Genomic DNA, 11,167 nt, shown 5'->3' on the forward strand with positions numbered 1-11,167 from the left:
CGTCAGGCGCGCAGCGGGGCGGTCGCGAACTCGGCCAGCCCCTGCTCGGGCAGGATCTCGGCGCTGAACCCGAGCTCGCGGCGCGCGCGCTCGGGCGACGCGACGATGTGCCGCACGTCGCCGAGCCGGTAGCCCCCGGTCACCTCCGGGGCGATGGCGCGCCCGGTGCCGGCGGCGACCTTCTCGGCCACCTCCTTGATCCCGACCGGGTGCCCCGAGGCGACGTTGTACGCCGCGTAGTGGCCGCCGCCCTCCTGGGCGATCGCGCGGATCGAGGCGACGTTGGCGCGGGCCACGTCGGCGACGTGGACGAAGTCGCGCATCTGCCCGCCGTCCTCGTAGACCTGTGGCGCCTCGCCGCGCTCCAGCGAGGAGCGGAACATCGCGGCCACGCCGGAGTACGGCGTGTCGCGGGGCATCCCGGGGCCGTAGACGTTGTGGTAGCGCAGCGAGATGGCCGCCGCGTCGGCCTGCCGCACCCAGGCGTAGGCGTAGTGCTCCTGGGCGACCTTGCTGGCGGCGTACGTGCTGCGGGGGTCGAGCCGGGCCGACTCGTCGACCAGCTCCCAGGTCAGCGTGCGGCCGCAGGACGGGCAGTGGTTGTCGAAGTCCCCGCCGTCGAGCGCGGCGCGCTCGCGGGGCGGCGGCGTCTGATCACCGTGGTCGGGGCAGGCGTAGCGGCCCTCGCCGTACACCACCATCGAGGAGGCCTGGACGAGCCGCGAGACCCCGGCCTCGTGCATGGCGGCGAGCAGCGCCGCCGTGCCGTAGTCGTTGTGGCCCGCGTAGTCGGGCAGGTCGGCGACCCGCACGCCGGCGCCGACGAGCGCGGCCTGGTGGCAGACGACGTCCACGCCCTGCAGCAGGTCGGTCCACTCCCCCGCCCGTCGCACGTCGAGCAGCTGGGTGTCCGCGGGCGGGACGGCCTCACCGTGCGCCATCTCGAGCATCAGGTCGACCTTGACGACCTCGTCGCCGGCCTCTTCGAGCTGGGCGGCGATGGCGGTGCCGATGAAGCCGGCCGAGCCGGTGAGCAGGACCTTCACGCGCCGCCGCCGATCGTCGTGCCGGGGACGTCGTAGGTGAGCTCCATGCCGTCGGCCCACGTGGAGCACGAGCAGCCGTCGGGGTCCGGCAGCGCGGCGACGGTGTCGGTCAGCAGGCCCTTGAGCCGCTCGAGGTTCGCCTTGAACAGCGCGAAGACCTCCTCCTGGCCGACCCCGGAGCCGGTCTCGGCGCCCGCGTCCATGTCGGTGACGAGCGCGATGGCGGCGTAGCACTGGCGCATCTCGCGCGCGAGCATCGCCTCGGGCGCCCCCGTCATGTTGATCAGGTCCCAGCCCTGCTGGGCGTAGTGCTGCGACTCGGCGCGCGTCGAGAAGCGCGGCCCCTCGATCACGACCATGGTGCCGCCCTTCTTGATCCGGGCGTCGGCCGCCGCGACCGTGGCGGTGATCCGGTCGCAGTAGGGGTCGGCGAAGGGCAGGTGCACCGCGCCGGTCTCGACGTACGACGACACCCGGCCCTGTGTGCGGTCGACCAGCTGGTCCGGGACGACGACGTCGCCGGGCTCGACGGTGTGGCGCAGCCCGCCGACCGCGCAGGGGGCCAGCACCTGCCGGACGCCGAGCGAGCGCAGCGCCCACAGGTTGGCGCGGTGGTTGATGCGGTGGGGCGGGAACTCGTGGTGGTTGCCGTGCCGCGGCAGGAACGCCACGCGGCGGCCGGCGACGGTGCCGACGGCGATCGCCGCGGACGGGGCGCCGTACGGCGTCTCGACGGTGTGCTCGTCGGGGTCGTCGAGGAAGGAGTAGAAGCCGGTGCCGCCGATCACGGCGACGTCGGCGATGTCAGCGCTCATGCGGGGCAGTCTGCCAGTCCGCCCCAGCGGCCAGACCGGCCGTGACGACGACCGCGACCAGGGCCAGGCAGAGCAGCGCGAGCGTGGCGTAGCCCCAGACGCCGACGACGACCCCGGCCAGGCCGCCGGCGGCTGCGGCGGTCAGCCCCATCACGAGGTCCGCGGCCCCCTGGACGTCGGTGCGGGCGTCGAGCGGCGCGTGGTCGGCCACCAGGGTCGAGCTCGCCACCGTGGCGAAGGACCAGCCGAGGCCCAGCAGGAAGAGCCCGACGAAGATCTGCCACGAGCTGCCCTCCGGCGACCGGGACGCGATCACCAGGGAGACCAGCAGCAGGACGCCGCCGGCGACGAGCACCGGCGGTCGGCCGTGGCGGTCGGCGAGCCAGCCGACGACCGGCGAGAACGCGAACATCCCGAGCACGTGCACGCTGATCACCACGCCGATCACGCGCAGCTCCGCGCCGCCGTGCTCCATGTGCAGCGGCGTCATCACCATCACCGCGACCATCGCGGCGTGGGCCGCGGCCAGCCCGGCCACGGCGCAGCCGAGGACCGGTCGCTCGCGGACCGCGGCGACCGCGCGCCCCCACGACGTGCCGGTCGGCGCCGTGGCCGGCGCGCCGGCCTCGGCCCGGGCCAGCAGCAACGGGTCCGGGCGCAGGAAGACCCCGATGACCACCGCGGCGGCCAGCATCCCGATGCTGCCGACCGCGAAGGGACCGGTGAGCTCAGGGATGCCGAGGACGCGGGCCAGGCCGCCCGCGGGGCCGGTCAGGTTCGGGCCGGCGACCGCGCCGATCGTGCTCGCCCACACGACCGTGGACAGGGAGCGGGCGCGGGTCCGGGCCGGGGCGAGGTCCGTGGCGGCGTACCGCGCCCCGCTGTTGGCGGCCGAGGTGGCGCCCAGGAGCAGCGCGCCGACGAGCAGCAGCGCCATCGAGCCGACGACGCCGGCGACCACCGCGGTGACGGCGCCCGCGGCACCGAGCAGGTAGCCCGTCACCAGCCCCGCGCGCCGGCCGCGCCGCGACATCAGGCGGGCGAGGAGGAAGGCCGCCACGGCCGTGCCCAGGACCTGGAAGGTCTGCGAGAGGCCGGCCAGCTTCTCCGAGCCGGAGAGGTCGCGGGCCAGCAGCGAGGCGGTCGCGATCCCGATCGTGATGCCGGTCGCGCCGACGACCTGGGCGGCGATCAGGGTCGCGACGGTGCGCCGCTGGACGGCGACGACGTCGGGGGTGACGGTGGTGGTCACCGCTCGGTGGCCGGCAGGTCGAGCGCGCGCCAGACCGAGGCCCACACCTCCTTGGGCGGGACGCCGGCGTCGAGGGCCTCCTCGGCGGTGCGGCCGCCGAGGTCGCCCATGACGTACTGGCTGGCCCACGCGCCGGCGTACGCCCGCCCGAGCGCGTGCTCGAGCCGCGACCAGAACTCCGTGTGTCTCATGGGGTGTGCCTCATCGCCCCGTCCTCATCGCTCGGCCCTCGTGGCGCGGACGTCGAGCCACCGGGTGCCGTTCCAGCCCTCGCGCTGCTCGATCGTCGCGACCTCCCAGCCGGCGGCGGCCAGGACGGCGCGCAGCGGCTCGGGCCGCCAGTAGGTGAAGTGCCGCGGGCCGCTGACGTGCCCGTGCGTCGACCACGCGTCGCCGTCGCCCTCCTTGAGGGTGACCTCCAACAGGCCGCCGGGCCGGGTGACGTCGGCGAGCCGCCGCAGCACCACGACGAGGTCGGGCCGGACCACGTGGAGCAGCGAGGCGTTCGCCCAGACGCCGTCGTACGGCGTCCCGGGGCGCTCGGGGTCGGTGAGGTCGTCGACGAGCGGGTCGAGGACGTCGACACGGTGTCCGTCGGCGCGCATCAGCTCGGCGAAGCCGCGGCTGACGTCGGTGCGGCGCACGTGCAGGCCGAGCCGCTCCAGCAGGGCCGCGTCGTGGCCGGGACCGCTGCCGATCTCGAGCACCCGGGCGTCGGGCGCCAGGCCCGCGGCGAAGCGCGCCGCCATCGCCTCGACGTCGGCCGAGAGGCCCACCCCGTCGGCGAAGGCGACCGCGCTCGCGTCGTACGACGCCACGGTGGCGTGCCGGGCGGCCCGGGCCACGTCGTGGAGGTGGTGGACGACGTCGTGCAGGTGGTAGCGGCCGAGGCTCTCGACGGTGAACTCGCTGCCGTTGCTGCGGACCCCGCGGCGACCCCAGGCGTCGGCGCCGCGCTCGGGCACGGCGGCGTAGGTCGCGGCGACGGCGGCGGCCGCCTCCAGCAGGGCCGGCCCGACGTCGGCGGGGTCCTGCCGGTCGTACCGCTCGGTGCGAGCGGTCTCGTCCTGGTCCCAGTTGGCGAAGTGCGGCTCGTCCTCGTCCAGCATCGCGCGGACGCGCTGGTCGAAGAGGACGTGGACGTCGCGGACGTGGCAGGCGTACTCCGTCACCGACCAGGTCCCCGGCGTCGGGCGCGTGGTGACCTCGGGCCCGGCGAGGGCGACCGCGAACGACGCCGCGTTGTCGAGGATCTCCTGCGGCAGGCGCCCGACCGGCACGTCGGCCGCGACGAAGCCGCAGTCCGGGCAGGGGCGGTCGAGCACCCACGTCCAGTCCTTGGTGTCCGGCTCGATGTCCATGCGCCCATCCTGCCAACCCCCGCGAGAATGGCGCCATGCGGATACGCCCGGCCACCCCCGAGGACCTGCCGTCGATCTCGGCGATCTACGACGAGCAGGTCGCGCACGGCATCGCGACCTTCGACGTCGAGCCGCCACCGCCGGCCTACTGGGCGGCACGACTCGCGAGCGCGGAGCCGGGTGACCACGTGCTCGTCGCCGAGGCCGACGGCGCCGTGCTGGGCTACGCCTACTCGTCGTCGTACCGCCCCCGCCCGGCGTACGCCCGCACCCGGGAGTCCTCGGTCTACCTCGCGCCCGCGGCCCAGGGCCGTGGGGTGGGCCGGCAGCTGTACGACGCCCTGCTGGACCTGCTGCGCGCGGACGGGGTGCACCTGGTGGTCGCGGTCGTCGCGCAGCCGAACCCCGCGAGCGCCGCGCTGCACCGCGCGTGCGGGTTCGCGTCCGTGGGCGTGCTGCCCGAGGTCGGCTTCAAGCTCGGCCGCTGGATCGACACCGAGCTCTTCGCGCTGCGGCTCAGGTGAGCAGCAGCTTGTCCAGGCGCCGGCGCACGATCATCAGGCCGACCAGCCCCATCGCGACGAGGTAGACGACGCTGGCGACCGAGCCCCAGCTGAGCGCGCCGGTCGTGAGCTCGCGGCACAGCACGACGCCGCGGTAGAGCGGCGTGAGCTCGACGATCCACCGCACCGCGGTCGGGAAGGCCGTGATCGGGAAGAAGGTCGCCGAGAACAGGAACATCGGCAGCGTCGCGAGGGTGACGAACTCGAAGTCCTGCCAGCTGCGCATGTAGGTCGTGAGCGCCATGCAGACACCGCCGAAGGCGAGCCCGATCAGCAGCGTCGCGGGCACCACCAGCAGCGCCCACCACGACGACACCAGGCCCATCGCGACCATGACGATGAGGAACGCCGCGGAGTAGATGCCGCCGCGCAGCAGCGACCAGCTCAGCTCGCCGCGCGCGATGTCCATCGTCGTCAGCGGCGTCGCCAGCATCTGGTCGAAGAGCTTGTTGTACTTCAGCTTGAAGAAGAAGTTGAAGGTCGAGTCGAGCAGCGAGCCGTTCATCGCGGACGCGGCGAGCATGCCGGGCGCCACGAACTCGGCGTACGGGATCGTCTGGCCGTTGAACTCGAAGCCGCTGATCAGCTGGCCGACGCCGACGCCGATCGAGAAGAGGTAGAAGACCGGCTCGAGGAAGCCGCTGACGAAGATGTACCAGGCGCGGCGGTAGGCCAGGTAGTTGCGGTAGAGCAGCAGGCCGGTGGCCTCGCCGGCCGAGACCGGGGAGGCGGCCGCGCGACCGACGGAGGTCGTGAGCATCGCCATGTCAGAGCACCATCCTGCGGCCGAGGCGGCGGACGGCCCAGAGCCAGCCAGCCAGCGCGAGCACGCCGAGGTAGGCGACGTGGACGGCCACCATTGACCAGTCGACGACGCCGAGCGTGAGCATCCGGGTGAGGTCGACGCCGTGCCACAGCGGCGTGACCCGGGCGAGCGACTCCATGACGGCGTTCAGGTTGGAGACCGGGAAGAACGCGCCCGAGAAGAGGAACAGCGGGATCATGCCGAGCCGGAAGACCAGCGAGAACGCGCTCTCGTCCTTGAGGCCGGCGGAGAACGCGTAGAGCGGCGTGGCGAACGCGAGGCCGATGAGCAGCTGCACGAAGAACGCCGCGATCACCCCCGGCACCGAGGAGAAGACGCCGAAGCAGGCCATCACCGCGATGAAGACCGCCGAGGTGGTGGCGACCCGGAACAGCACGAACGCCAGGTGGGACAGGATCACCTCGGGCACGCCGAGCGGGGTGGCGATCATCGAGAAGTACGTCTTGTGCCACTTGATCATGCCCATGACGGGGTAGGTCACCTCGCCGAAGACGGTCGTCATCGCCTGTGCGGCGACCATGCCGGGGGCGACGAAGGAGAGGTACGACGTGGCGCCCTCGAGCTTGCTGGGGTCGCCCTTGATGAAGCCGCCGAGCAGGACGCCCATCGCGAGGATGTAGAGCAGCGGCGTCACGAACGACGAGATCGCGCTGCCCTTCCAGGTGCGCTTGTAGGCGATCGCCCAGTAGTCGAAGAGGCGGGCCGCCCCGGCGAGGACGTTCGTCGGCGGACCGACCTGGGTGCTGCTGTCGGCCATCAGTCGACCAGCGTCCGGCCGGTGAGGCGCAGGAAGACGTCCTCGAGGGTGGAGCGGCGTACGAGCGTGACGGCCGGCTCGAGGCCGCGCTCGTGCACCTTGGCGATGATCTCCTCGCCGTCGTGGCCGTAGACGAGGAGCCGGTCGGGCAGCACCTCGACGCGCTCGCCGAGGTCGGCGACCTTCTCGGCGAGGGCCTCGTGGGTGTCACCCTCCCGGGAGACGCCGAAGCGGAGCTCGGCGACCTCGCGGGTGGAGTGCGTGCGGATCAGCTCGAGCGGCGAGCCCTCCGCGACGATCACGCCCTTGTCCATGACGACGAGGCGGTCGCACAGCTGCTCGGCCTCGTCCATGTAGTGGGTGGTCAGCACCAGGGTCACGCCCTGCTGCTTGAGGCGGAAGAGCCGGTCCCACACGACGTGACGGGCCTGCGGGTCGAGGCCGGTGGTCGGCTCGTCGAGCAGCAGCAGGTCGGGACCGTTGATCAGGCTGCGCGCGATCGTGAGGCGGCGCTTCATGCCGCCCGAGAGGTCGTCGACCATCGCGTCGGCCTTCTCGGTGAGCTGGACGAACTCGAGCAGCTCGTCGACCCGGGCGCGCACCTCCTTGCGCGGCAGGCCGAAGTAGCGGCCGTAGACGAAGAGGTTGTCGCGCACGGTCAGCTCGGTGTCGAGGGTGTCCTCCTGGGGACACACGCCGAGGCGCGCACGCACCGCGGGACCGTCGTTGGCGGGGTCCATGTCGAGGATCCGCAGCTCGCCGCCGCTGATCGGCGAGACGGCCGCGATCATCCGCATCGTGGAGGACTTGCCGGCGCCGTTCGGGCCGAGGAACCCGAAGGCCTCGCCGCGTCGCACGGTCACGTCGATGCCCTTCACGGCCTCGAAGTCGCCGAAGGACTTGCGGAGCCCGCGGGCATGGATCATCGAATCGTTCTCAGGCACGAGCGGCACCCTAACTTCCTGCGACGACAGTGCCGAACGGGTTTGCGTCACGACCACGTTACGGTGGCGCGATGACGCGCAGCTCGGAGCGACGCCTGGGACTGCTGCTGCTCGCGGCGGCGGCCGGGACGAACATCCCCACTCCCCTGCTGCTCGTCTACCGCGCCGAGCTCGACATGTCGTCGACGTCGGTGACGGCGCTGTTCGGGGTGTACGCCCTGGGACTGATGCCCGCGGTCGCCCTGGCCGGGCCGGCCGCCGACCGCTGGGGCCGGCGCCGGGTGGCGATCCCCGTCACCCTGTTCTCGGCGCTGACCTCGCTGCTCTACGTCACCGTGGCGCACCACGAGCCGCTGCTGTTCCTCGTCCGCTTCCTGCAGGGCGCCGGTGCCGGCGCGGTGTTCACGGTCGGCAGTGCCTGGCTGGTCGAGGCGGCGGTGCGCGAGGGCAGCCGGTCGGGCCCGCGGACCGCGGCCGTCGCGATGACCGGTGGCTTCGCGATCGGGCCCGCCATCGCCGGGCTGATCGGGCAGTGGGGGCCGTGGCCGCTGATCCTGCCGTACCTCCTGCACGTGGTGGCGCTGCTGCTCGCCCTGGCCGCCGCCTGGACCGTCACCGAGACGCTGGTCCCGCGGGCCGTCGACGTGCATGACGTGGTCTCGCGCAGCCCGTTTCTCCCCGGCCGGCTCTCGGCCGCCGTCCTCGTCGTCGCCCCGCTCGCGGTGTGCGTCTACGCCTTCCCCGCCAGCGCGATCGCCGGGGTGCCGGTGCTCATCGGCCTGCCCGCGGCGCCGGTCGCGCTCACCGGCCTGCTCGCCGGCGCCACCCTCGGCGCCGGCAGCCTCGCGGCTCCCCTGCAGGGCCGGCTCGGTGCGCGCACCGCCCCCGTCGCCGCCGCCTGCGGCTTCGTCGGCTTCGCCCTCACGGCCGTCGCGGCCGCCGTGCCCGCGCTGCTGCTCCTCGCCGTCCCGGCCGCGGTGGTCCTGGGGGCCGGCGGCGGACTCTCGCTCGCCAGCGGCCTGGCCCGCCTGCCCACCGTCGCGGCCGAGGGCCGGCTCGGGACCGTGTCGGCGGCGTTCTACGCGACGGCGTACGTCGGGTTCGGCGTGCCGCTCCTGCTCGCCGCGCTGGCGTCCGTGGCCGACGTGTCCGTGTGGCTCGGCGTGCTCGCCGTGACGTGCGGCGTGCTGGCCGTGCAGCAGGCGCGGGCGCGGCTGTGATGGCGGGCGCTCGCCGGGGGCGGTGACCAGGCCACCGGATCACCGGCTCGAACGGTGGCCCACCCACCGCCGACCCGCAGCGCGCCCGCGCAGCGGTGACCTGTCCACCGAAACCGCGGCAAGAACGGTGGCTACCCCACCGCCGGCCCGGCCGACAGCCGCCCTCAGGTGCCGCAGAACGTCCGGTACGTCGCGCCGAAGTCGCCCGGGGCGGGCTGGGCGAAGCGCTCGAGACCGGGCCGCTCGTCGAACGGCTGCGCCAGCACGTCCAGGAGGGTGGTGAGCGGTCCGAGGTCTCCCCCGGTCGCCGCCGTGAGCGCCTCCTCGACGAGGTGGTTGCGCGGGACGTAGACGGGATTGACCCGGTCCATCGTCGCAGCCGACGGCGCGACCGCCAGCCATCGCGCGAGCCAGGCATCGAAGCCCGCGAGGTCGAGGAAGAGCCCGCGCGCCGGCTCGAGGTCACCGGCCGCCGCGGCGCCCAGGGCCCGGAAGCAGCCCGTGTGGTCCACGTGCCCAGCGACCATCAGCCCGGTCAGCTCGTCGACCAGCCCGGATGCCACGTCGGCGGAGAGCCCCGCGGGGAGTCCGAGCTTGGCCGCCATGCCGGCGGACCAGGCGTCGGCGTACGCCACACGGAACCGGCCCAGCGACGCGACCGCGATCTCGACCGCCCGCTCCTGCTCGTCGTCCAGCAGCGGCAGCAGCGACTCGGCGAGGCGGGCGAGGTTCCACTCCGCGACCACGGGCTGGTTGCCGAACGCGTAGCGGCCCTGCTCGTCGATCGAGCTGAAGACCGTCGCGGGGTCGTGGGCGTCGAGGAACGCGCACGGGCCGTAGTCGATCGTCTCCCCCGAGATCGTCATGTTGTCGGTGTTCATCACGCCGTGCACGAAGCCGACCAGCATCCACCGCGCGACGAGCGCGGCCTGGGCGGCGACGACGGCGTCGAAGAAGGCGAGGTACGGCGACTCCGCGTCCGCAGCGGCCGGGTGGTGGCGCGCGATCGCGTGGTCGGCCAGCCGGCGCGTCAGCGCGACGTCACCCGAGGCCGCGGCGTACTGGAAGCTGCCCACCCGCAGGTGGCTGCTCGCCACCCGCGCCAGCACGGCACCCGGCAGCAGCGTCTCGCGCCGGATCGTGCGCCCGGTCGCCACGACCGCGAGCGACCGCGTGGTGGGGATGCCCAGCGCGTGCATCGCCTCGCTGATCACGTGCTCGCGCAGCATCGGCCCGACCGCGGCCAGGCCGTCGCCCCCGCGCGCGAACGGCGTCCGTCCGGAGCCCTTCAGGTGCAGGTCGCGCAGCTGCCCGTCGGGACCCGTGAGCTCCCCCAGCAGCAGCGCCCGCCCGTCCCCCAGCCGCGGCGAGAAGCCGCCGAACTGGTGCCCGGAGTACGCCTGCGCCACCGGCCGCGCCCCCTCCGGCACCACGGTGCCGGTCAGCAGCCCCAGCCCCTCGGGCGAGCGCAGGTGCTCCGGGTCGAGACCGAGCTCGCGCGCCAGCGGCTCGTTGAGCACCAGCAGCTGCGGGTCCGGTGCCTCCTCGGCCTGCCACGGCACCGCCATCTCCGGCAGGTCGCCGGCGAAGCGGGCGCTCAGGGCGATGGTGGTTGCGGGTACGACGCTCACGTCCTCGAGCGTACGGGCCGGTCGGAGCGGGTCACCACCGCGACGAGGTACGGCGCGTGGGCGCCGGTCGAGGCCTACGATGCCGGGCATGAGCGAGGAGGGGTGGCGGCAGTTCCTCGCCGCCGAGGACGTCGACGACTGGGTGGTGCTCCACGGCGGTCCAACGGCGGTGTTCCGCGTCGACAGCCTGCAGGAGGCCGCGCTCCTGGCAGCCGCGGTGGCCGACGTCGAGGGCCTGCCCCCACGGACGGTGCTGAGCGCCGCGTCGGACCGCCTGACGGTCAAGCTCACCCGGGAGATGTGGGGCACGGAGGCCGACCACGTCGACGTCGCGCGCACGATCTCGGCGGTGGCGCGGCAGCGGGGCGCGACGGCCGACCGGGGAGCCGTCCACGAGGTCCAGCTGGCGATCGCGGCCAGGCCGGAGTCGATCGACCTCGGCTTCTGGCGGACGGTCCTGGGGTACGCGAGCCTGCACGACGACAACTGCCTCGACCCCCTCGGCCAGGGCTCGACCGTGTGGATGCAGGACCTCGATCCCGACAAGCCGTTGCGGCACGCGATGCACGTGGACGTCTCGCTGGCCCGCGACGAGGCGGAGGCGCGGGTGGCGGCGGCCGTCGCGGCCGGTGGCCGCATGGTGGACGACTCGAACGCCCCCGGCGCGTGGATCCTCTCCGACGCCTCGGGCAACAAGGTCTGCGTCGCCGCCTGGCCGGACGGCGCTCCCCTGCCCGACTCGTAGCGAGCCG

General features: G+C 73.9%; 12 protein-coding genes. 3 read left to right on the forward strand and 9 right to left on the reverse strand.

What is annotated here, in order from left to right:
* Positions 1-2 precede the first annotated feature (2 nt).
* Genes H5V45_RS19810 through H5V45_RS21590 form a run of 5 tightly spaced genes read right to left on the reverse strand, consistent with a single transcriptional unit; the run spans position 3 to position 4,474 of the window.
* Entirely contained in the window at positions 3-1,046 is a 1,044-nt protein-coding gene (locus tag H5V45_RS19810; protein ID WP_185254895.1) for an NAD-dependent epimerase/dehydratase family protein, read from the reverse strand.
* A complete protein-coding gene (locus H5V45_RS19815; protein ID WP_185254896.1) occupies positions 1,043-1,861 on the reverse strand; it encodes an S-methyl-5'-thioadenosine phosphorylase in 819 nt (272 codons plus the stop codon). The genes H5V45_RS19810 and H5V45_RS19815 overlap by 4 nt, the downstream gene beginning before the upstream one ends.
* On the reverse strand, positions 1,851-3,113 hold the full coding sequence (locus H5V45_RS19820; protein ID WP_185254897.1) for an MFS transporter: 1,263 nt from the start codon (positions 3,111-3,113) through the stop codon (positions 1,851-1,853). The genes H5V45_RS19815 and H5V45_RS19820 overlap by 11 nt, the downstream gene beginning before the upstream one ends.
* Positions 3,110-3,304: a DUF3046 domain-containing protein gene (locus H5V45_RS19825; protein ID WP_185254898.1), complete on the reverse strand. Its 195-nt coding sequence runs from the start codon at positions 3,302-3,304 to the stop codon at positions 3,110-3,112. Before H5V45_RS19825 ends, H5V45_RS19820 begins: the two co-directional genes overlap by 4 nt.
* 24 nt (positions 3,305-3,328) lie before the next feature.
* Positions 3,329-4,474, reverse strand: coding sequence for a class I SAM-dependent DNA methyltransferase (locus H5V45_RS21590; protein WP_221634660.1), 1,146 nt, complete (start codon positions 4,472-4,474; stop codon positions 3,329-3,331).
* A 35-nt stretch (positions 4,475-4,509) separates the two neighbouring features.
* Between H5V45_RS21590 and H5V45_RS19840 the strand changes: the two genes are divergently transcribed.
* Complete coding sequence (locus tag H5V45_RS19840) at positions 4,510-4,998, forward strand: GNAT family N-acetyltransferase (protein ID WP_185254899.1); 489 nt, start codon at positions 4,510-4,512, stop codon at positions 4,996-4,998.
* On the opposite strand, the gene H5V45_RS19845 is transcribed toward H5V45_RS19840, so the two are convergent.
* The 3 genes from H5V45_RS19845 to H5V45_RS19855 are packed head-to-tail and all read right to left on the reverse strand — an operon-like array spanning position 4,991 to position 7,564.
* Complete coding sequence (locus H5V45_RS19845) at positions 4,991-5,803, reverse strand: ABC transporter permease (RefSeq protein WP_185254900.1); 813 nt, start codon at positions 5,801-5,803, stop codon at positions 4,991-4,993. The genes H5V45_RS19840 and H5V45_RS19845 overlap by 8 nt on opposite strands.
* 1 nt (position 5,804) lies before the next feature.
* Positions 5,805-6,620 carry an ABC transporter permease gene (locus H5V45_RS19850; protein WP_185254901.1) on the reverse strand — a complete coding sequence of 272 codons (816 nt, stop codon included), beginning with the start codon at positions 6,618-6,620 and terminating at the stop codon, positions 5,805-5,807.
* Complete coding sequence (locus H5V45_RS19855; protein ID WP_425491467.1) at positions 6,620-7,564, reverse strand: ABC transporter ATP-binding protein; 945 nt, start codon at positions 7,562-7,564, stop codon at positions 6,620-6,622. The genes H5V45_RS19850 and H5V45_RS19855 overlap by 1 nt, the downstream gene beginning before the upstream one ends.
* Positions 7,565-7,635: 71 nt before the next feature.
* Between H5V45_RS19855 and H5V45_RS19860 the strand changes: the two genes are divergently transcribed.
* Positions 7,636-8,784: an MFS transporter gene (locus H5V45_RS19860; RefSeq protein WP_185254902.1), complete on the forward strand. Its 1,149-nt coding sequence runs from the start codon at positions 7,636-7,638 to the stop codon at positions 8,782-8,784.
* Between the two features lie 164 nt (positions 8,785-8,948).
* On the opposite strand, the gene H5V45_RS19865 is transcribed toward H5V45_RS19860, so the two are convergent.
* Positions 8,949-10,415, reverse strand: a complete 1,467-nt coding sequence (locus tag H5V45_RS19865) for a protein adenylyltransferase SelO family protein (RefSeq protein ID WP_185254903.1) — start codon at positions 10,413-10,415, stop codon at positions 8,949-8,951.
* Between the two features lie 88 nt (positions 10,416-10,503).
* On the opposite strand from H5V45_RS19865, the gene H5V45_RS19870 reads away from it, so the two are divergent.
* On the forward strand, positions 10,504-11,160 hold the full coding sequence (locus tag H5V45_RS19870) for a VOC family protein (RefSeq protein ID WP_185254904.1): 657 nt from the start codon (positions 10,504-10,506) through the stop codon (positions 11,158-11,160).
* The last annotated feature ends 7 nt before the right edge of the window (positions 11,161-11,167 follow it).

The organism is Nocardioides luti, assembly GCF_014212315.1.
GTDB lineage: Bacteria > Actinomycetota > Actinomycetes > Propionibacteriales > Nocardioidaceae > Nocardioides > Nocardioides luti.

Excerpts from the sequence above, each read along its gene's own strand:
- H5V45_RS21590 (WP_221634660.1), bottom strand. The coding sequence starts at position 4,474 with ATGGACATCGAGCCGGACACCAAGGACTGGACGTGGGTGCTCGACCGC.
- H5V45_RS19840 (WP_185254899.1), top strand. The coding sequence starts at position 4,510 with ATGCGGATACGCCCGGCCACCCCCGAGGACCTGCCGTCGATCTCGGCG.
- H5V45_RS19825 (WP_185254898.1), bottom strand. The coding sequence starts at position 3,304 with ATGAGACACACGGAGTTCTGGTCGCGGCTCGAGCACGCGCTCGGGCGG.
- H5V45_RS19850 (WP_185254901.1), bottom strand. The coding sequence starts at position 6,620 with ATGGCCGACAGCAGCACCCAGGTCGGTCCGCCGACGAACGTCCTCGCC.
- H5V45_RS19860 (WP_185254902.1), top strand. The coding sequence starts at position 7,636 with ATGACGCGCAGCTCGGAGCGACGCCTGGGACTGCTGCTGCTCGCGGCG.
- H5V45_RS19870 (WP_185254904.1), top strand. The coding sequence starts at position 10,504 with ATGAGCGAGGAGGGGTGGCGGCAGTTCCTCGCCGCCGAGGACGTCGAC.
- H5V45_RS19815 (WP_185254896.1), bottom strand. The coding sequence starts at position 1,861 with ATGAGCGCTGACATCGCCGACGTCGCCGTGATCGGCGGCACCGGCTTC.
- H5V45_RS19845 (WP_185254900.1), bottom strand. The coding sequence starts at position 5,803 with ATGGCGATGCTCACGACCTCCGTCGGTCGCGCGGCCGCCTCCCCGGTC.